This window comes from Bacillus sanguinis (genome assembly GCF_018332475.1).
GTDB classification, from domain to species: Bacteria; Bacillota; Bacilli; order Bacillales; family Bacillaceae_G; genus Bacillus_A; species Bacillus_A sanguinis.
On sequence record NZ_BOQB01000001.1, the window covers coordinates 1 to 23,268 of the forward strand.

Sequence of the window (23,268 nt, forward strand, 5' to 3'; positions counted from 1 at the left end):
AAGTAAAATGGTTTAACAACGAAAAAGGTTTTGGATTTATCGAAATGGAAGGCGCTGACGATGTATTCGTACATTTCTCTGCTATTCAAGGCGACGGCTACAAAGCTTTAGAAGAAGGTCAAGAAGTATCTTTCGATATCACTGAAGGAAACCGCGGGCCTCAAGCTGCTAACGTAGTAAAACTTTAATCCAACATATGACAGGAGGTTACCTAACTTGGTAACCTCCTTTGTTATTCCTTTGTATATTTCCGTTTTCCAGAGCAAAAACTATATGAAATGCGCAATATACAAAGGAGGAATTAGCAATGGGATCAGAAGTAAATGATTTTGAAGAAGTAAAATTCCGTGTAGAAACAGCACAAAAAATGGTAGGGTCAGCGACAATTTCAATGGATCCAGATACATTAGAGCATGCTACTACTGCTGTAGAAGCTGCTCGCTCTCAGCTTGAAATTATGAAATCTGTGGCAACAGATTTAGATGAGCCATTTCTGATGAATGAAGAAAAAAAATTAAGCAAATGCGAGCATCAACTAAACGAAGCTAGACACTAAAAAACATCCAGAGAATTTTCTCTGGATGTTTTTTCATGACAACTGTTCTCCATACTTTTTCAACGTTTCTCCAACTGTACATTGCCTAATACAAAAGGAATGAGCATAATACTTACTATTTGTCTTTCGATTATGTTCTCGCAAAAAACACCCTTCACAATACGTTTCTAATAAGTCATTTACCTCTGTAATGAGTTGCTTTTTATCCACCTTTGCACCTCTCTATTCGGTTATTTCTTTATGACTATCAATTACTGTTCCTTCTAATGCTTGCGTAGCTAATTGGTGTGCTTCTTTGTTTTGTTTTCTAGATATCGGCTCACATACAAGTTTTAATTTCATTCGCTTCGCCTTTTGTTCAATTTGATCTAAGTAATGATTTAAATGCTCATCATAACAAGGCCATTCTCCAGCCAATTGCTGCAGTACAACTTGAGAATCACCGCGAAGCGTAACTGCTTCATACTTAATCCCTAATTCCTTGAGTATATTCATGCCGTATAGTAATGATGCATATTCCGCTTCATTATTATCATATATACCTTCTATATATGCATTACGGCGAATTCGGTATTTTGTATTTCCTTTTTTATAGTATACACATATACCTACTCCAGCTTCTTTCGTCTGAACATCATACCCGCCATCAAAATAAACGACTATTTCTTGGGGCTCTTCCTCCACTTGTTTACTTAGCTTTTTCATTTCCTTTAATGACCATTCTGTATCCATTTCATCATAAAATGATAGTTCTTTCACTCTTCCTGTTTTCTCAAAATCCTCTGCAAATTGCAGTACATCTTCTATGTTCATATAGTCTGTCGTTAATTCCGTCTGCAAACCGCGCTTTGTTTTATACAACCAATGAATTTTATATTTCATACTAGATTCCCCTTATATAAGACTTCTTATATGTAGCCAGCTAATGAAAGCCTCACTTTATTTTATTATATTTTATCTAGAGTCACAGCATTATATTCAATGTGATTACATACAAAAAGAGCTATCCCTTTAGGAATAGCTCTTTCATCTATTACATAAATCTTTCAAATTGTACTCGTTTATTAATCCAATACATTACAGGCATACCAATTGCCATGACAACAAATTCACCTACTGCACATGTTAACCAAGTCAACATAAATGGTAAATCAAACGCAAGATGAAGTTCAATTGCAATCATAAACATTGTAATTGTAAAGATAACTGTATTAAAAATCATACGAGCCCAAATACCTTTAATGAATCGCATAGAAATAATCGTCGCAACTAATGCAAGAATAGATTGCCCTACTCCAAATACTAAATCGTAAGCGATCATAGGCGAGAAAAAGAGATTCGTTAAAAATACACCTAATACAATTCCGTAAATTGCTTTCTTATTAAATACAACGAGATGATTAAACATCTCTGAAATACGAAACTGTACATTCGTAAAGCCAAATGGCTGAATAAGCATAGAAACAGCAATATATAATGCCGCTAAAATACCATTACCGACTAATGTTCTAATATTCATGACAAAATCTCCTTAGTTTTTTTACGTGGGATGGTTTCGAACCACGTTATTCGTTTTTTAAGCAACAAGATTATATTTTACGCGGTAGCCTTCCTTTCGTCAATAGATTCCTATCATGAACTACCTTTTTTCTTTTAGACAACGTATAATGAAATATATGAAAGATTTAGGAGGTTTTACTTCATGACTGCAACAATCCAAAACGAAAAAGTGATCGTTTCCATTTCTGACAAAGGTGCAGAATTACAAAGCGTTCGCTTAAAAGAAGACAACACGGAATACTTATGGCAAGGTGATTCTACTTATTGGGGGCGCCGCGCACCCATTTTATTCCCAATTGTCGGCCGATTAGTAGATAATACATACTACGTAGATGGTAAACCATATTCATTAACACAACATGGCTTGGCTCGTGATCTTACATTCTCTGTAAAAGAACAAAGTGAAACGAAAATCACTTATATTGTAACTAGTACTGAAGAAACATTAAAAAAATACCCATACGAATTCGAATTACTCGTTTCTTATGAGCTAGACGGACAAATCGTTCATGTAACATATGAAGTGAATAACCCTACTTCAAAAGAGATGTTCTTCTCAATCGGGGCGCATCCTGGTTTTAATTTCCCGTTATTAGAGGGTGAATCATTTACAGATTATCACCTATCATTTAATGGTTCTGAACGCTTAGAAACAAGTGTATTAGAAGGACCTTACCTTTCAAATAAAAAGCAGTTAATCGCTGAAAGTACGAATGAATTACCACTTACATATGATCTATTTAAAAATGATGCGCTTATTTTTGAAAATATGAATACGGATGAAATCTCTATTCGTTCTCATAAACATAATAAATTTGTAAAAGTAGAATTTGACGGATTCCCATTTGTCGGCGTATGGACACCAGGTGAGAACGCACCTTTCTTATGTATTGAACCTTGGTACGGGATTGCTGATGAAGTACATCCCGCAAAAGATTTCAAGGAAAAAAAAGGTATTCAATCTTTACAAGCGAATGAAACATTTACATGTCGTTATAGTATTACAATCGGCTAAGTTACTCTATCCCCTACTTCAAGGAAACATATAAGTAGGGGATCATCTCATCATTTGGAGGTTTCTCATTTTGATTGAAGTATATATTGATGGTGCATCAAAAGGAAATCCTGGTCCTTCTGGTGCAGGCGTGTTTATTAAAGGGGTTCAACCAGCTGTACAATTATCATTGCCTCTTGGGACAATGTCCAATCATGAAGCAGAATACCACGCTTTACTTGCGGCATTAAAATATTGCACGGAGCATAATTATAACATTGTCTCTTTTCGTACAGATTCACAACTTGTTGAGCGAGCTGTCGAAAAAGAATACGCAAAAAATAAAATGTTTGCACCACTATTAGAGGAAGCATTGCAGTACATAAAAAGTTTCGATCTCTTTTTTATTAAGTGGATTCCAAGCAGTCAAAATAAAGTTGCTGATGAATTAGCTAGAAAGGCTATCTTACAAAATTAACGGGGGTATGAGTGTGAAAAAAGATTGGATTGCTCCTCTTGCTTTATTATTTGTCTCTTTTATTTGGGGAGCTACGTTTGTTGTCGTTCAAAATGCTATGTCTTTCGTTGGTCCATTTACTTTTAATGGTATTCGCTTTTTATTCGCTGGAATTATTTTATTATTCGTTCAAATGATTTTCTCAAAAAAAACTTCAAAACAACATATAAAACAGAGTAGCCTCGCTGGATTAATCGTTGGGTTCTTTTTATGTGTTGGCTATGTATTACAAACATTCGGCTTACTGTATACAACTTCTTCAAAAGCAGGTTTCTTAACAGGGCTCAGTATCGTTATGGTACCCATTTTGTCTTTTATCTTTTTAAAACAAAAAGCTACCATTTTCATCGTACTTGGCATCGCTGTAGCAACAGCAGGTTTATACTTATTAACAGCTGGTGATTCTTTTCAATTAAACATTGGAGATATACTCGTTCTCGGTTGTGCAGTTGCTTTCGCTGCTCATATTCTCGTTAACGGCTTCTTTTCTAAGAAAATATCACCTTTATTATTAAGCACGTCGCAAGTATTAGCTGTCGGTATGTTTTCTTCTATTTGCGCCTTTTTGTTTGAAGATTGGGAAAAATTATTTTCAGTAGCACTATGGACGAATTCTTCCTTTTTATTTGCTCTATTTCTAACTTCACTATTCGCGACATCCATTGCTTTTTTCATTCAAACATCAGCACAAAAACATACGTCTCCAACGAGAGTAGCAATTATTTTTGCAATGGAGCCCGTTTTTGCTGCCTTAACAGGCGTTCTCGTTGCAAACGAACAACTTTCTATTTCTGCTATTTTCGGATGCCTATGTATTTTCCTAGGCATGGTTTTTGTTGAATTACCTTCCAAAACAAAAAAAGAAGCGCAGGCTGCGTGAAGTTACGCTTGTAACTTCCGCATAAAAGCCTTAGCGCTTTTTTTATCTGTAATTTCTTCTTCTTTCAATCGTTCTAATAACGCAACAAAATAACTCCCATCAAACTGTAATTGATGTTTAATTGTCGCTTCTATTGCTGCGTTCACAATTCCATCAGATGCACCAGTATATCCTTGTCCGAACATAATAAACCCTTGCGCTTCCTCTGATAGTTTAAATCCTTTCGTATGTAAGAATGAAAGATAATCTTCTACTGTTTGCATGATATTCCCACCTACTCAAAAATTCTCCACTTCTTATCATACATGTTTTTACACGCTATGAGAATGAAATTTCTTTGACAACTTTGTAAATCTATCGTCTACTGCATAGACAATAGAGGATTTCCTTGCAATATGAATGAATATGTATAGTGGCACTTATTTCATATTAAAGGGGAGACACGATGAAACAAGCACTATTAATTATCGATGCGCAGCAAGAATTAATGGATGGAAATGAACAAGAAAAAGAAGTTTTTCGTAAAACCGATTTATTATCTACACTAAATACAGCCGTACAGAAAGCGATAGATGCAAATGCCCTTATTGTTTTCGTAAGAGATATCGATGTTGCTTCTGGTAGCGGAGAAGGATTTGAAGTACATAATGAAATTAAAGTACCTCAGTCTGCAATCCTTATTAATAAAGCAGCAACAAACTCATTCTATGGCACTTCTTTACTTGAACTTTTAAAAGAAGAAAAAATTAATCATATCGTTATCGGTGGATGTAAAACAGAACATTGCATCGACACCGCCGTTAGAACAGCTACTGTACAAGGATTTGACGTTACATTAATTAAAAACGGTCATTCCACAACTGATTCTAGCGTATTATCTGCAGAACAAATTATTGGTCATCATAATAAAACCCTACATGGACATTATAACGTTGATCATTTTTCTATGGTGAGAGATATCGAGGAAGACCTCTTCCAACCAACTCACGACCAATATCGTGATTAACAAAAAAAGAATCCTTCATTCAGAAGGATTCTTTTTTATCCAAAAATTTGCGCTGCAATACTGTATAGTTCCCCATTCCTTTTCAAAAATTGATCACTATTTCTCATCATAATTGGTGGTGTATTCACCTTTTGAAAACCAGTAATCTCTAATTTTTTCATAAAATCTTTTTTTCCTTCTGGTACATCAATTCTTAATTTACCATGATGTTCTCTTGCTAAATCATGTACAATTCTCATTGCCATTGCATCATTTTTAGCAGCGATCGGTCCTATTATTTTATTTTCTGGCGTTTGTATACTTATACCGTATCCTACTACATTTTCTTTTGTATCCTTTACAACGACGCACTGATCACTTTGCATAATTCTTTGTTTTAAAAACTCGTTTCGACTTGTTCCAAATGCATCTTCATCTATTTTTATTATTTTTTCTAAATCACACTCTTCATAATTCATTATATAATCTTCATTTCCTATACAATAATCATTCACATTGTACGAGTTACATATGTATTTACAAACATAGCTTACTGCTCTAAATCCTAACTTTTCGTATAAAGGCTTCCCCTCATCCGTAGCAATAAGCATAATTGGAGTTTGAGTCGATACGCTCTTAATACATGAATCTGTTATCGCCTTTCCAATCCCCCTCCCCTTATAATCTGGATGTACAATGACCATTCCGATAGACGCTACTTTCTCTCCATATAATATTATTGCCGCGCTAGCAATAAGTTCCTTCCTCCTATTCCACACACCGTATACAATACCTGAGTCAAAAATAGTCTCAATTTCTTCTCCGTTATAATCCCAGCCAATATAAGAAGATAATGCAACAATATCCTCTATATTTTCTTTTCTAAGACGATCCACTATTATTCTCAATCCAAGCATTCTCCATCCCCTTATCTAGACATTTAAATCATTATTACTAAATCAACTTGTACATGTTTCCCTTTATTTGTCACATACATATCCTATTTTGACCAAGATTATATTGTAAATGAGGTGACAACATGCCCATTACGAATCGATTTTCTACCACCACTAACGGTGCACTCGCTATTACAGGAAATACACTCGGCTTAAGTAAAATTAGTAATCAAAATCGTGCTGGTACAATCGGGGCAATTGGTGCATTCGCAACTACGAATACCGCTTTACAAGTACCTACTTTTCCTGCTGGTACAACATTAAACTATACACAAAATAGTTCTACCGCTATTTTAAATATCCCTGCTGGTAGTACGATTCTTTACGCAGAACTCGTTTGGGGTGGAAACTATTTATCTCGTGATCAAAACATTACGAGTGTATTAGGAAATCCAGTTTCTTTTACAACACCTGTTTCAACATACTCGATTACTCCTTCAGCTGTTACGGCTTCAAATCAAACATTCGTTTCAAACTCTATTACATTTGGCTTTTACACTCGTTCAGCAGACGTAACAACCCTTATTCAAGCGGGAGGTTCTGGTTCTTATACTACAGGAGCTGTCCCTGGACTTGTAGATCCTATAGATGCTTCTAATGGAACAATTAATTCGGCTGGATGGACGCTTATCGTGGCTTATCAAAACGGGACATTACCAGCAAGAAACTTAACCATTTATGTAGCGGGTAACCGTGTTTCTGCTGATACTGGTAGTGCAGATGTAGCTGTTTCTGGATTTTTAACACCTGCAGGAGGACCTGTAAGCGGGAGATTATTTTTAAGTTCTATTGAAGGAGATGCAGATTTAATAGGAGATCAAGCATTATTTGGACCAAATTTCAGTTCATTAAATGCTTTATCTGGGCCAAATAATGCTGTAAATAATTTCTTTGGTTCTCAAGTGAATAATGCCGCTGGAAACTTAGATACAACTGGAACATTTGGAACGCGAAATCAAAACGCTTCTACAAGTACAAATATCTCCGCAGGAAGGCAAGGTTGGGACATTACTTCCATTGATATTTCCCCTTATTTAACAAATTCTCAAGTGTCCGCCGCAATCCGTTTAACAACTAACGGAGACGCGTATATGTTAAATACAGTCGGTTTACAAATCAACATAAATTCACCTAATATACAAGCAACGAAAAGCGTAAATAAAAGTGTTGCGGCAATTGGAGACGTTCTCACTTATACCGTTATTATCCCTAACACCGGACTTCTTCCTGCTAATAACGTTATTTTTACAGACATTCTCCCTAACGGTACTTCCTTTATACCTGGCACTGTAACGGTAGATAATATCCCGCAAACAAATGCAAATCCGGCTGCTGGTATATCTCTCGGAACTATTAATAATAACGCTTCTCGTACAGTAACTTTCCAAGCAACTGTCGTTTCCCTTCCAAATCAAAATCCGATTTCTAACACTGCTAATATTACATTTCAATATACACCAATCGCCGGAGGAACGACTTTTAATGGTCTTGCAACAAGCAACTCTGCTGGAACACAAATTAACCTCGCAGATATTAATGGCACAAAATCAGTTAACAAACTTTTTACCGATATTGGTGAAACGCTAACTTACAGTATTGCCTTAGCTAACATAGGAAATATCGCTGCAACTAACGTTATATATACAGATCCAATTCCAAGCGGAACTACTTTCATTCCAGGGAGTGTAACTGTTAACGGGGTTACTCAAGCAGGAGCAAATCCTGCTACTGGTATATCAATTGGATCTATTGCTGCAAATTCTACTACTACTGTTTCATTTCAAGTATTCGTTCCTTCTATTCCGCAAACAAATCCAATATTAAATAGTGGCACCACAACATACCAATACATTCCTGTACCAAATCAACCGGCAGTAAGCGGGACTGATACGACAAATATTGTCTCCACTCAAGTGAATAATGCTACTGTAACAATGACGAAAGCAGTAGATAAAAATTTTGCAGATATTGGTGACACACTAACGTACACCGTTTCCTTTACAGGTACAGGTAATACGAATGCGAATAACGTTATTTTTACAGATGTCATTCCTACTGGAACAACTTTTGTTCTCAACAGTTTAACAATAGATGGCACGACACAAGTTGGAGCAAATCCCGCTACTGGTGTGAATATAGGATCTATTCCAACTGGCACAACAAAAAACGTTTCATTTCAAGTAGTAGTAAATACAATTCCAGCGGCGAATGTCGTATCTAATGGTTCAAGCGCTTCTTATCAATATACCGTCAATCCTAGCCAATCACCCGTTACAAAAAACATTTCTTCGAATCTCGTTTCCACTCAAATTAACAATGCGAATGTAACATTAACAAAATCAACAAATAAACAATTTGCTACAATTGGCGAAACAATCAGTTATACAATTCTTATTACAAACAGTGGAAATACAGCTGCAACTAACGTGCAACTAACAGATCCACTTCCAAATGGAACGATATTGACTCCTGGTACTGTAACATTAAACGGAGTTTTGCAAAATGTAGATTCTCTCGTTGCTTTACCTATCGGAACAATTCCTGGCGGAGCTACTTTTACCCTTTCTTTCCAAGTAACAGTCATCAATATTACCGCCCAAAATCCTATCATTAATAATGCTTTCGCTTCTTATCTATATACTGTAAACCCAAGTCTGCCACCAACTTCAAAAACAGCAAATTCTAATTCTGTTACATCAACAATTAGACTAGCAAATCTTCATGCTAATAAATCTGTAAGTCAAACGTTTGCGGAAGTTGGGGATGTATTAACGTATACCTTTTCTCTTACAAACGATGGAAATGTTGCGGCGAACAATGTAGTACTATCCGATTCAATCGCGAATGGTACTGCCTTTGTACCAAACAGTGTTATAGTTAACAATGTTACTCAGCCAGGTGTTACACCAGCTAACATCAATATCGGTAGCATCAATGCGAATACTACAATTACAGCTTCATTCCAAGTAGTAATAACTAGCATCCCAAATCCAAACCCTATTTCAAATAGTGCTTCTATTTCCTATAACTTTATCGTGGATCCAAACGCTTCACCTGTAAGTAAGAACACTACTTCAACTACTACATTTACTCAAGTAAATGACGCAAATGTTATTTCAGCAAAAACAGTGGATAAAGGGTTCGCTACTGTAGGAGATGTATTAACTTATACCGTCGTTTTAACGAATGAAGGAAGCGTTACTGCTGATAGTCCCACTTTCGTAGATACAAATCCAGACGGCACTACCTTTATCCCAAACACTTTCCTTATTAATGGTGTACTTCAAAATAACGCAGATCCAAATATAGGTGTTCCATTACCTTCCATTGCTGCGAACGGCTCACTTACCGTCTCTTATCAAGTAACTGTCACCTCTTTACCAACACAAAATCCAACAATAAATTCATCTAGTACACAATATAGCTTTATTCTAAATCCAGGCGATCCACCAACTATAGAAACATCTGTAAGTAATACTGTAAGTACACAAATCAACTTAGCAAATGTAGTTATTGTCAAACAGGTAGATGTAACTATCGCTGATGTTGGGCAACCAATCACATATACCATTGCTTTAGCTAACACTGGAAATACTCCAGCAAATAATGTTGTCGTTACCGATATACTCCCTCCTGGCACAACTCTCGTACCAAATAGTATTTTTATAGGCGGTGCTTTACAGCTAGGTGCGGATCCAAGTGCCGGCCTTCAAGTTGGTACGATTCCAGCAGGCGGCATTACAACAATTGTTTTCCAAATTAGTGCAAATAGTTTACCTTCACCAAATCCAGTTCAAAACAGCGCTGCACTCCAATATAGCTTTATCGCAGATCCAAATTTACCTGCTGTTATTAGGAACGCTATTAGCAATATCGTAGCTACACAAATTAATACTGCTAATATTGTTGCTACGAAACTAACAAGCACAAATTTTGCTGATGTTGGCGATGTCATAACTTATGCAACGATTTTAACGAATAACGGCAATATCCCTGCCTCTAATGTAACGTTTACAGATATCATTCCAGCTGGTACCATTTTCCTTCCTAATACTGTAACGATTAACGGTGTCCCTATAGCTAATGCAAACCCTGCTAACGGCATTTTAATTGGTACGATAGGAGCGAATTCATCACGTACTGTTTCATTCCAAGTTTCTGTACCAACTATTCCTAGTCCAAATCCGCTTACGAATCAATCAAGCACTACATTCCAATACACGTACGATCCATCCAAACCAGTTGTAATGCAGATGGTGGCCTCTAACACTGTACAGACGACTATTAATAATGCAACGATTACCGCTGCAAAATCTGCAGATAAACAGTTTGCGAACATAAATGATATTATTACGTACACGACTACTTTAACGAATAGCGGGAACACACTTGCATCAAATGTAGTATTTACAGATGCTATTCCAAGCGGGACATCTTTTATTCCAAATAGTGTAACAGTAAACGGCACTACACTCTCTAATGCAAATCCAGCAAATGGCATAGCAATTAATCCAATAAACCCCAATGCAAATACGACCATCTCGTTCCAAGTGCAAGTAAATTCCATCCCGAATCCTAATCCAATCCCAAATCAAAGTAACACAACGTACCAATATGTCGTAGACCCGAACTTACCTCCAGCATCCGCCAACGCATTAAGTAACGTAATAACAACTCAAATTAACAACGCTACGATTATCGCTACGAAATCAGTGAACACACCGAATGCTGCAATTGGTGATATTGTTACCTATACGATTGCAATGGCAAATACGGGTAATATCCCTGCTAGTGCAACCGTTTTAACAGACGGACTTGGACCAGGCGCATCCTTCATACCGAATTCTGTTACGATAAATAACGTTTCTCAACCTGGATTAGATCCTTCATTAGGTATTCATTTAGACGATATTTCACCAGGAGGAACTACTTTTCTTACATTCCAAGTAAAAATTCTTGAGATTCCTCCTAGCGGTACTTTAACGAATAACGCCCTTGTAAATTATGAATATACAGTGAATCCAAACCAATCACCTGCTGTTGGTAGTACTGTAACAAACACGACCGCTACCCCAATTGTTGACGCTACTTTAGTTTTAAATAAAAATGCTAGTACAACTTTCGCTACAATTGGTGATACGATTACATTCACTTCATCTGTTACAAACACAGGAAATACTACTGCTAATAACATTATTTTTACAGATACAATTCCAAGCGGTACTGCCTTTGTCCCAAATAGCTTTAAAATAAACGGGGTAACCGTTCCAAATGCAAACCCACAAAACGGTATCAATATTGGTAACTTGAATACAAATGCATCGATTACACTCAGTTTTCAAGTAAACATTACAACGCTCCCAAACCCTAATCCAATTCCAAACCAATCATCACTTCAATATAGTTTTATTGTAGATATAAATGAACCGCCTGTTTCACGAACAGTTCAATCCAATACAACTTTTACGCAAGTAAATTCGGCTTCCGTTATCGCAACGAAAACTGCAAGCAGTGCCTTTGCCGCTGTTGGAGATACAATTACGTATACAACTACGCTCACTAATAACGGAAATACTACCGCTAACACACCTGTTTTTATCGATATATTGCCACCTGAACTTTCATTCGTCCCTGATAGTGTACAAATTAATACGATCCCACAACTCGGCTTTAGACCAGATAACGGGATTTCTTTAGACACAATTCCGGTTGGAGGAACGATAACAATTAGTTTTCAAGCGATTGTTGGCTCAATACCAGCTACAAATCCAACTTTGAATCAATCTAGCACAACTTATTCTATCATTGTGGATCCTACCGAGCCGCCAGTGACAGAAACAGCTACAAGTAATCCAACTTTAGTGCAAATTAACGAAGCAATTATTCAAGCAACGAAAAGTGTGGACCGTATCTTTTCTGACGTCGCACCTGGAAATTCATTTTTAACGTATACAGTTTTATTAGAAAATATCGGGAACACAACTGCTACTAATATCATTTTTACAGATCCAATTCCAAATAATACAGTATTTATAGAAGATAGCGTTCGAGTAGGTGGAGTTTTATTACCTGGGGTAAATCCAGCTAACGGAATACCAATTGGGGATATTATTGCAGGAGATTTTACAAACGTCACCTTCCGCGTGCAAGTAGTTAGTATTCCAAATCCAATTTTCACAATTGGACCTGGAGGTCCAAACTCACCGGTTGTAAACGGCGCTTCGATTGATTACCAATTTATGACAGGACCTAATTTACCACTTGTTTCACGAAGTACGACATCTAATTCTGTTTCAACACAAATAAATTCTGGGGAAGTTGTGGCAATCAAATCTGTAGATAAAACTTTCGCAACGATTGGCGATACAATTTCTTATACAATTACATTAAGTAACCCTGGAAATGTCACTTCACAAAATATAATTTTCACAGATATTTTACCTGAAGGAACAACATTTATTTCCGGAACACTTACAAACGATTCTGGTACACAGCAAATTGGAAATCCAGCTAGCGGAATTCAGATTGGAAATATAAACCCTGGTAGTACGGTTGCTATTACGATAAACGTACTTGTCACAAACATTCCAAGTATAAATCCAATTTCTAATTTTAGTTCCGTACAATTTGAACATGTGGTTGATCCTAGCCAACCTTCCGCATTACAAACAACTATATCTAATACTGTTTCAACGACCGTTAATAGTGCAATATTAACTACAACAAAAACTGTTGATAAATCGGTTATTTCCGTCGGGGATACACTTACGTATACAACGACTATTACGAATACCGGAAATACACCAGCAACGAATATTACTTTTACAAGTGCCATTCCTCCCAGCACTACTTTCGTACCAGATTCGGTCACAATAAATGGCATCCAACAGCTTGGTGCACAGCCAGCACTTGGAGTAACTATACCAAATATCGCTCCAGGTGAAACAGTAACTGTTACTTTCCAAGTAAATGTTATTTCTGTTCCGCCTTCAAGCTCGATTATGGGTAACGATACAATTTTATACTCTTATACTGTTGATCCAAACGGAGCTCCTGTTACTACTTCTACTTCAACGAACATCGTTACAAACCCCGTACTAGATGCTATGTTAACGATGGTAAAATCGGTCGATCAAACACTTGTAACGCTAGGTGATACCATTACCTATACGACAATTTTAACGAATACTGGTAATACAAATGCAACGAATATTACTTTCACTGACCTTATACCAGATGGTACAACGTTTATTACTGATAGCGTCACAATAGATGGCATCACACAAATTGGGCTTAACCCTAATACAGGTATAACAATTGGATCAATTGCTCCTAACAGCTCAATATCTATAGCATTTCAAGTGACCGCTACTTCGACTCCTGTTCAAAATCCTATTGCCAATTCTGCTACTGCTTCTTACACATTTATCGCTGATCCAAATGCACCGATTGTTTCAAGAAATGTTACTTCAAACACAGTGTTCACTACAATTAATACAGCTACCATTCTTTCATCTAAACAAGTTGATAAAACATTTAGCCACATCGGAGATACACTCACTTATACTGTCTCTTTAACAAACAATGGAAATTCATCTGCACAAAATGTTATTTTCACAGATAACATGCCGAGCGAAACTACATTTATTGCAAACTCATTTTCTATTAATGGGGTTTCTCAAAGTGGTGCGGACCCATCGAATGGTGTAAATATTGGACCTATAACAGCTGGGACTACAGTAACAGTTTCGTTCCAAGTTACTGTAACGTCATTGCCAACCGAAAACCCAATTGTAAATTTCTCATCAACATCGTATCAATTAGTCTCACCGCCTGATGCAGAAACTTCAATTAGTAATCCTGTTTCAACACAAATTAACGAAGCTATATTATCCATGACGAAAAATGAAAGTGTCTCCTTTGCAGATATTGGGCAAACTGCTTTTTACACTACCTCTATTTCGAATATAGGAAATATAGATGCAGCCAACATTGTATTCACGGATGCATTACCGAGCGGACTCACATTTGTTCCTAACACATTAACTGTTGATGGTGTTTTACAACCTGACGCGAATCCAAATACCGGTGTATTACTTGCAGCACTTCCGCCTAATGAAATATATAGTATCGTCTTTCAAGTTGTGGTGAACAACATTCCACCTATTAATCCAGCACCGAATACCGCATCCACGAATTATGAGTTTACTGTTGATCCAAATAGTCCTCCCGTTTCAAGTACAGCTAATTCTAACACGACACTTCTTCAAATAAACAATGCGACTATTATTAGTACAAAAACAGCAAATCTTACTTTTGCGGATGTTGGTAATACAATAACATTTACACTTAACCTTCCTAATACCGGGAATGTGGCTGCAACGGACGTAACTGTTATCGATATTCTTGACAGCAATTTAACTTTCGTTCCGAACAGTTTCACAGTTAATGGGCAAACTATTCCAAACGCTGATTTATCTACTGGTGTAAATATCGGTTCCATTAATGGTGGAAGCACATCAATTGTCACATTCCAAGCCACCGTTTCAACGCTCCCAATCAACAATCCTATTTCTAATTCAGCTCTTACCACTTACCGTTATATTGTTGATCCCGATCAGCCGTTCATTTCAACTTCTAATCAATCTAATACAACGACGACACAAATTAATAGTGCTATCCTTACTGCACAAAAAAATTCAAATGTGTCAACAGTAGACATTGGGCAAGATATTATCTACTCCGTTACGATTACAAATAGCGGAAATGTTAGTGCAACGAATGTTATTTTTACCGACCTAATTCCAAACGGAACTTCCTTTGAACCGAATAGCTTTACACTTAACGGAACTACCATCCCAAATGCAGACATCATTACAGGCGTTCCGATTGGTGATATCGCGCCAAACCAGTCTGTCATCGTAGCATTTCATATTAGTGCCGATGAAATTCCGCCTATAAATCCAATTTCTAATCAAGCTAGCGTTAGCTTCCAGCATATCGTTAATCCAGCTAATCCTCCTGTTTCAAAAAACATTACTTCAAATAGTGTTACAACAACAATTGAAAGTGCTATTTTAACTACTACTAAAATCGGAGATAAAGCTTTTGCAACGATTGGTGATACGATTACGTATACAACTACGATTACGAATACTGGAAATATTCCTGCCAATAACGTTATTTTCTCAGACCCGATACCATCGTGGACACAATTTGTTGCAGGATCCGTTATTGTTGATAGTACTCCATTACCATCCACTTCTATTACCAGCGGTATTGGCATAAATACGATCATTCCAAATCAAACTGTAACAATCATATTCCAAGTTCAAATCGTAAGTAATCCAACAACATTTACACCAGAACTCCAAAACTTAGGATTTGTGAACTTCCAATACAACGTAGGAAATGCATTACAAGCTCAGCCTGGCAATGTGGAAACGAATGTCTTCGTTACTTCTATTAATTCAGCAATACTTTCAGCTGTAAAAACTGCTAGTACAGCCTTTGCGAATATTGGAGACACGATCACTTATACAGTTTTAATTCAAAATAGCGGCAATACGAACGCTACGAATGTAAATTTCTCAGACCTAATTCCAGCAGGAACTACCTTTATTGAAAACAGTTTTACTGTAAATGGAAGTACCATTCCAGGTGCAAATCCAAATAGCGGAGTGAATATCGGAACAGTGAACGCGGGTAGTTCTTTAACTGTTACTTTCCAAGTCATCGTTACATCTACTCCACCTTCAAACCCAATTACAAACGTTGCATCTATTCAATACGAATTTATAGTTAATCCAGCCTCTCCTCCTGTTACAGGTACAATAACTTCTAATAGTGCTTCCACACAAATTAATAACGCTACAGTTACAACTGTTTTAGAAGCAAATCGATCAATCGTATCTATCGGAGATACCATTACGTATACAGCAACATTAACGAATACTGGAAACTTCCCTGCAAATTCTGTATTACTCATTAACGGAGTTCCTGAAGGAGCATTATTTGTTCCAAATAGTGTTACGCTTAACGGGATTTCACTTCCAGATGCAAGTCCAACTCTCGGTATTCCAGTTGGTATTATCGCACCAGGTGATTCTGCTACGATTACATTCCAATTCCTTGCAAGTTCTATTCCACCGCAAGGAGCGATTATAAATCAAGCACTTACAAGTTACACGTATATTGTCGATCCAAGTCAACCACCAGTTACAGCAACATCTTCATCTAATACGGTGAATACAGCTGTCGTTGATGCATCACTATCTGTAATTAAAAATACAGATTCCCTCGTACAGTCTACTGAAGGTACAATCACTTACACTGTAGTCGTTCAAAATAACGGAAATACTACGGCAAATACAGTTACTTTAACAGATTTAGTACCAGAAGGAACTGCATTCATTCCTAATAGTGTGACCATTAATACTATTTCAGTTCCAGGTGCCGATCCAAACGTAGGAATCCTCTTAAACGCCATTGCACCTTCAGAAATCGTCACCGTCACATTCCAAGTTATCGTTCAATCCATTCCAATTGTGAATCCAATTTCTAATATAGCCCGTATTGACTATACTTTTATCGCTGACCCAACTGCTCCTATCATCTCTCGAACAATTACGTCTAATCCAGCTTTTACACAAATTTCGGATGCAAATATTCTTTCTTTAAAAGCAGTCAATGCACCACAAGCGACAACAGGGGATATTTTGACCTATACGATAACACTAGAAAATACTGGAAATATCCCAACTACTAATCTTTTATTTTCAGATATGATTCCAGAAGGGACTACTTTCGTAGAAAATAGTTTTACACTTAACGGAACAGCTATACTTGGTGCAAATCCAAATGCAGGTGTTACTTTGCCTAACCTAGCAGCAAACGCTACACACCTGATTTCATTCCAAATTCTTATTAACGATTCATTCTCGCGACAATCGATTACAAATCAATCTAATACAACATATACAATTCAACCAGACCCAGGACAACCGCCTATTACTGAAACATCTACAAGTAATATTGTCATTACAAATTTCGTGCTAGCACAATTGACAGTTATAAAAACTTCCAATCCAATAACTGTAGATATTGGCGGAACTATACTTTATATTTCTGAAGTGAAAAATATCGGCAATGTTGACGCAATAAATATTACTTTTACAGATGCTATTCCAGCTGGGACTACATTCGTTCCAGACAGTGTTACAATTAACGGTGTACTTCAGCCTGGTGTAAATCCTGAAAACGGAATACCAATTGAAACGATTCCACCAAACAGTTCCAAAACAATACTATTTCAAGTACAAACAAATAACCCACCAACTGAAACTGAAATTGTAAATCAATCATCTGTAAATTACCAATATGTAAGTATTCCTACAGCTCCACCAGTGAATCGCTCTGTAAATTCTAATATCGTTACAACATCACTTCAAAATGCAAATATTATTTCTGTTAAACAGGCGGATGTTACTTTCGTATCCACCGGGCAAAATATCACCTACACAAATACACTACAAAATATAGGAACTGTTCCAGCTAACAATACGTTGTTCATTGACAACATTCCAGAAGGTACTATATTCATTGAAGATAGCCTATCAATAAATAATGTAATCCAGCCTGGTGCGAACCCTGAAAATGGAGTAACTCTTGGCACGATACAACCAGATGAAACAGTCACTATTTCATTCCAAGTACAACTTATAAGTATACCAGAGGGCAACACAGTCATTAACATTTCAGACACTTCGTATGAATACCAAATTGATCCTAGTTCTCCTATTATTCAGCGCAGATCGTTATCAAATGCAGTAAATACTGAAGTGCGGACGGCAAATGTTAGTGCAATTAAATCCGCTAACAGATCTATTACACGCATAGGTCAAATCATCACATATACAATCGCAGTTACAAACGCTGGTACAATACCTATTACAAATACTCTCCTCATTGACGCAATTGCCGCTGGCACCACATTCGTTCCAAATAGCATCCTTGTAGATGGCATACCAAGGCCTAATGAAAGCCCAATTACCGGTATCAATCTTGATATAATTCTTCCAAACAATACGATTATTGTTACATTCCAAGTAAATGTAGTCTCTATACCTTCTCAAAATAACATTAATAATATCGCCGTCATTCACTATGAATATCAACCGGAACCAAGCGCACCACCAATTTCAGAAACAATCTCTTCCAATACTACAAATATACAATTTATTGATGCTATTCTTATCGCTGCAAAATCCGCTAATACAGTATTAGCAAATATTGATGAAACTATTGAATATACAGTACTCATTCAAAATAACGGCTCCACCACAACTAACTCCATCTTTTTTACAGATACGATAGAAGATGGAACAGTATTTATTCCGGGGAGTGTAACAGTTAACAACACTGTACTTCCTGCAGCAGATCCAAATATCGGCTTTTCCATTCCTAATATTACGTCAGGTCAAGTAACTACAATAACGTTCCAAGTTTCTGTTACGAATTTACCTGTTGTAAACCCAACTCCTAATACCGCAAACATCGTCTACGACTTTATTTTCAACCCTGACTTTGCACCAATTCAAAAATCTACTACTTCCAATACTACTTTCGTTCAAATTAATGACGCTGATATCGTTTCACTGAAAACTGTTGATTTGACCTCTGTAGCAATTGGTGACATTTTAACTTATACAACAACTTTAACGAATACAGGAAATACGGATGCTACTTCTGTTGTATTTACAGACAATATCCCTAATGGAACAACCTTTATAGACGGTAGTGTTTTAGTAAATAATATCCCTCAGCTTAACGCGAATCCAAGTACTGGTATACTTGTAGGAACGATTGCTCCTAACACTTCTATCCCAGTCACGTTTTCCGTTACTGTGGTATCTCTTCCAGCTAGCAGTCTTATCCAAAACCAATCAACTTCTCGTTATACAATTAATGGCGAGGAACAAATATCAACTAGTAATATTACCTTCACTGAAGTTATTTCTGCTAATGTACTCGCTATAAAAACAACACCTATCCAATATGCTGACCTACAAACGATTATCCCTTACACAATTTCCATCACAAACAACGGGAATATACAAGTAGAAAACATTATCGTTACAGATATCATCCCAGCAAATACGAGCTTTATAGAGAATAGTGTTATTGTAAATGGCACCGCTCGTCCAAATGACAACCCACTTAGCGGGATACAACTTGATAACATTCCACCTAATACGACAGCAACTATTCTATTCCTAGTACGGGTTACTTCGATTCCGCAAACAAATCCAATCTCTAACACGAGTACAGTTGAATACCAATACACGTTACCAGATCGACCACCTATTACCGAAACTATTATTTCATCAGCTGCCGTAACAACAATTAATCATGCGACTTTGAATAGTAACAAAACTGTTGACCTTGCATTTGCAACAGTCGGTGACACGTTAACGTATACGATTACACTCAATCAAACTGGTAATGTTGCAGCAAATGATGTAGTCATTCAAGATATGATTCCTCAAGGTACTACGTTTATAGAAAATAGCGTCATTGTAAACGGAGAAACTCTTCCAGGAGTTAATCCAGTAAGTGGTATACCAATTGGCACTATAATTGTAGGTGGAATTGCTATCGCTTCATTCCAAGTTTCTGTGACTTCTATTCCAATACAAAACGAACTCAACAACCAAGCAATCACTACTTTTAACTATATAGTAAACCCAAATAACGTACCTGTTACAAATACGACAACAACAAATACAGTCACAACAACCGTCCAAAATGATAATGTCATTGCGATAAAAGCTGTTGATTTCACGATTGCCTTACCTGGTCAAACTTTAACGTATACCATTACGATTACTAATAACGGTAACATCACTATTGAAGATCTTCTTCTAGTAGACACGGCACCAGTAGATACGACATTCGTTTTTGGTAGTGTTACGATTAACGGAATCAATCAGCCTAATGCGAATCCTGAAAATGGTATTACGTTAGGAACTCTTGCTCCTAATGACTCTGTTATTATTACATTCCAAGTGACAATATCTTCTTCTACTCTTCAATCTACAATCAATAACGATGCTACTATTTCCTATACGCCTATTATCGGTCCAATCGAACCACCTATTACGATTACAAGGCAAATAAATACCGTTACAAAGCAAACAAATACTGTTACAACGACAATTATTAATCCGATAATTCAAACTGAAAAAACAGCTGATAAATCAATTGTCATTTTAGGTGATATTCTTACATTCACATTAGAGATATTTAATGATTCCCCAATCCCTACAGTAAGTACTTCCATTATAGACAGCATTCCAGCCGGTACAACATTTATAGAAAATAGCGTAACAATTAACGGGACTCCGGTTCCAAATGTTCGTCCAGACACCGGCATTAATATTGGTTCTTTATCTGCAGATGCAGTAGCAACGCTAACATTTCAAGTTCTCGTCACTTCTATTCCTTCAAACAGTACCATTATCAATTCTGCTACCGTCACAGCCGCTTTTCAATTGGCACCACAGGACCCAATTATTACTTTTATTGTTAACTCAAATATTGTTCGTATACCAGTTCAATTTATAACTGCAACAGTAGTGAAAAACGCTTCCGTCAGATCAGCTTATTTAAACCAATATTTTGATTATACGGTGCACATTATGAATACTTCTGATATTTCCCTTTCAAATGTTTCGTTACAAGATACCATTCCAGCAGGTTTACAATTTATAAACGGCACTGTCTCCATTAATGGGGAACGTTCTCCACTAGCAAATCCAAATATCGGTTTCCTAGTCACTACTAATTTGGAACCAAACGAAACAATTATCGTGTTATTCACAGTGCAAGTGATAAATCCGCCCGTTAATAATGAATTTAAAAATAACGCAAATGTTTCATTACAACTTCAAGTCTCGCCTACCGATCCACCAATTACAGTAACCGTTACAAGCAACGAAAATATCGTCACCTTTATTCCAAAAAATCCTGATGAAACACTTCCAAATTTCAATTGTTTCTTTGACGGCGAACGTTTTATACGCATTACCCCTCAAAATATACGAAATTACTTTTGGACTTGGATTTGGTGGCGTTAATGTAAACAAAAAGAGATTGTAGTTTGGTTGAAACCAAATTACAATCTCTTTTTCATTCCCTTTATCGTACTACCTAATAACTCGTCCAAGCATTTACAACCAATCATCATCTTAAGTTATTTTAGTCGTAATAAGCTGGCCAGCCTCATTAATCGTTACTTTCCATTTCGCTCCACTAGCAGTCTTCATAATGATACCTTTACTTGCTTCTATTTCAATATCTCCAAACATTCTTCCGCCAGTTGTCGCTAACCAAGCATTCCCATTTTCCATCGACGATCTTGCAAACATACGATTAATCCGAAAACGCTTATGGTCTTGAGAATAACCACTTAATGTAATTCTAACTTTATATAACTGACTCGCCTTCATATTCGATATAATTGTATCGCCTACATTTAATGGAACATCCGATGCAACAACCCAATTTCCAGTTGCACTTAATGCATATTCAATTTTAATTTTCTTCGGGCTCTCTCCCCACCCAAAATACATTCCAAAACAATTCAACATTTTGATTGGATTTTTCGTGAAATCTAGTTCAATCACAACTGGATTACTATCTGGAACATCGATATAGTTTACACTTTGTTCATCTATTAAATTAAAACAATTTGCAAGGTTCCCCCCGTAAGGTATTTTCCCACTTACTTGCTTTACAGTATACTTCTGTTGAGCATTTATTAAAATATCATCTTGATTCCCTATTAAATGTGGTTTATTTAACGTAATCGGTAACTGAATCCGAAGAGATTCTTCATAGGTAGACTTACAAGTATTATATTGCCCTTTATCTACAATAGTTGTGGAAAGTAAATTTGAAAAAAGGTAGTTACGATGCGAATTAGAAGAAAATTCAATGACGATCTGTTCACTACTCATCCGGTACGTATCCCAAATCATACAATCAAATGTATTATAGGCACCCGTACAACGAATGACTTTTTTCGTTTGCTGTCTACATTGCACTTGAATATCATGAAACGTATTCCCTGAACTTTCATTCGGTAAATCACTGTTTCCATCAACTTCTATCCCATACTGACATCCATCAATAAATATAGATTGAAATACATTTGCGTTAATCCAACAAGGTGTATTTATATCATCTATATATTCTGTCTTTAAATGTATCGCAGTTTGAAAGTTTTTAATTTGAACAAAGTTAACTTGAAAAAAACTAATATAATCCCATGCTTTTTGACAATAAAAGTGTATAGCCTTACCTTTATATGACGACGTTGCATTTATTATATTTATATTTGATATAAGAGAGTGATTAGGAACTTCTATTTGTTGTGAACCGGAAACATAAATAACCGTAGATTGAAACACTGGATTTATAACTTGAACTGTACCACCTGTAATAGACGCATTTTGTTGCAGTTCAAACGCATTAAAATCTCCATCAATTTGCAATGTAACAGTAGGATCTAGCTCTAACCTTACATTTGATTTAATAACAATCGGCTTTACAATTTTGTACGTATTCACCCCTGTAATTCTAACCGTCGAAATTCGGTTCGCTACACAATAATTTATAGCTTGCTGAATTGCTAATGAGCTATCATTCCCTGAGTTCGGAACTGCTCCAAAACAATCAATATGAACGCTATTTTCTGGTGCACAATCTTCTTGGGAAGCAATATATTCTGACAAAATAAATTCACTCCTCATATTACC

Annotated in this window: 13 protein-coding genes and 1 riboswitch; of the genes, 7 read left to right on the top strand and 6 right to left on the bottom strand. The window is 36.5% G+C overall.

Annotated features, from left to right (window positions below):
• A partial coding sequence (gene cspB / locus KI369_RS00005) for a cold shock-like protein CspB (RefSeq protein ID WP_098564621.1) occupies positions 1 to 188 on the top strand: 188 nt, incomplete at its 5' end.
• 119 nt (positions 189 to 307) lie between these two features.
• Positions 308 to 556 carry a DUF2564 family protein gene (locus KI369_RS00010; RefSeq protein ID WP_000534395.1) on the top strand — a complete coding sequence of 83 codons (249 nt, stop codon included), beginning with the start codon at positions 308 to 310 and terminating at the stop codon, positions 554 to 556.
• Positions 557 to 589: 33 nt separating this feature from the next.
• Here the strand turns inward: KI369_RS00010 and KI369_RS00015 are convergent, their stop codons facing one another.
• The 3 genes from KI369_RS00015 to KI369_RS00025 all read right to left on the bottom strand — a co-directional run bounded on the left by KI369_RS00015 (position 590) and on the right by KI369_RS00025 (position 2,075).
• Complete coding sequence (locus KI369_RS00015; protein WP_000358801.1) at positions 590 to 766, bottom strand: zinc-finger domain-containing protein; 177 nt, start codon at positions 764 to 766, stop codon at positions 590 to 592.
• A gap of 12 nt (positions 767 to 778) precedes the next feature.
• Positions 779 to 1,438, bottom strand: coding sequence for a ribonuclease H family protein (locus KI369_RS00020; protein ID WP_212954661.1), 660 nt, complete (start codon positions 1,436 to 1,438; stop codon positions 779 to 781).
• A 151-nt stretch (positions 1,439 to 1,589) separates the two neighbouring features.
• Positions 1,590 to 2,075, bottom strand: a complete 486-nt coding sequence (locus KI369_RS00025) for a QueT transporter family protein (protein ID WP_212954662.1) — start codon at positions 2,073 to 2,075, stop codon at positions 1,590 to 1,592.
• Positions 2,076 to 2,081: 6 nt separating this feature from the next.
• Positions 2,082 to 2,126, bottom strand: a riboswitch (PreQ1 riboswitch).
• A gap of 132 nt (positions 2,127 to 2,258) precedes the next feature.
• Between KI369_RS00025 and KI369_RS00030 the strand changes: the two genes are divergently transcribed.
• The 3 genes from KI369_RS00030 (at position 2,259) to KI369_RS00040 (ending at position 4,507) form a co-directional block, all read left to right on the top strand.
• Positions 2,259 to 3,131, top strand: coding sequence for an aldose 1-epimerase family protein (locus tag KI369_RS00030; RefSeq protein WP_212954663.1), 873 nt, complete (start codon positions 2,259 to 2,261; stop codon positions 3,129 to 3,131).
• A gap of 70 nt (positions 3,132 to 3,201) precedes the next feature.
• Entirely contained in the window at positions 3,202 to 3,588 is a 387-nt protein-coding gene (locus KI369_RS00035) for a reverse transcriptase-like protein (protein WP_000573873.1), read from the top strand.
• Positions 3,589 to 3,601: 13 nt separating this feature from the next.
• Positions 3,602 to 4,507, top strand: coding sequence for a DMT family transporter (locus tag KI369_RS00040; protein WP_140420187.1), 906 nt, complete (start codon positions 3,602 to 3,604; stop codon positions 4,505 to 4,507).
• Between the two features lie 2 nt (positions 4,508 to 4,509).
• On the opposite strand, the gene KI369_RS00045 is transcribed toward KI369_RS00040, so the two are convergent.
• Positions 4,510 to 4,770 (bottom strand): DUF6123 family protein, encoded by a 261-nt coding sequence (locus tag KI369_RS00045; RefSeq protein WP_001195212.1) that lies wholly within the window; start codon positions 4,768 to 4,770, stop codon positions 4,510 to 4,512.
• A 182-nt stretch (positions 4,771 to 4,952) separates the two neighbouring features.
• Between KI369_RS00045 and KI369_RS00050 the strand changes: the two genes are divergently transcribed.
• The gene (locus KI369_RS00050) at positions 4,953 to 5,513 is read left to right on the top strand and encodes a cysteine hydrolase family protein (protein ID WP_073536424.1); all 561 of its coding nucleotides are present in this window, start codon (positions 4,953 to 4,955) and stop codon (positions 5,511 to 5,513) included.
• 35 nt (positions 5,514 to 5,548) lie between these two features.
• Here KI369_RS00050 and KI369_RS00055 read toward each other — a convergent pair whose 3' ends face one another.
• Entirely contained in the window at positions 5,549 to 6,409 is an 861-nt protein-coding gene (locus tag KI369_RS00055; RefSeq protein WP_212954664.1) for a GNAT family N-acetyltransferase, read from the bottom strand.
• A 122-nt stretch (positions 6,410 to 6,531) separates the two neighbouring features.
• Between KI369_RS00055 and KI369_RS00060 the strand changes: the two genes are divergently transcribed.
• On the top strand, positions 6,532 to 21,585 hold the full coding sequence (locus KI369_RS00060) for a DUF11 domain-containing protein (protein ID WP_212954666.1): 15,054 nt from the start codon (positions 6,532 to 6,534) through the stop codon (positions 21,583 to 21,585).
• A gap of 111 nt (positions 21,586 to 21,696) precedes the next feature.
• Here the strand turns inward: KI369_RS00060 and KI369_RS00065 are convergent, their stop codons facing one another.
• The gene (locus KI369_RS00065) at positions 21,697 to 23,244 is read right to left on the bottom strand and encodes a glycoside hydrolase family protein (protein ID WP_212954667.1); all 1,548 of its coding nucleotides are present in this window, start codon (positions 23,242 to 23,244) and stop codon (positions 21,697 to 21,699) included.
• Positions 23,245 to 23,268: the final 24 nt, after the last annotated feature.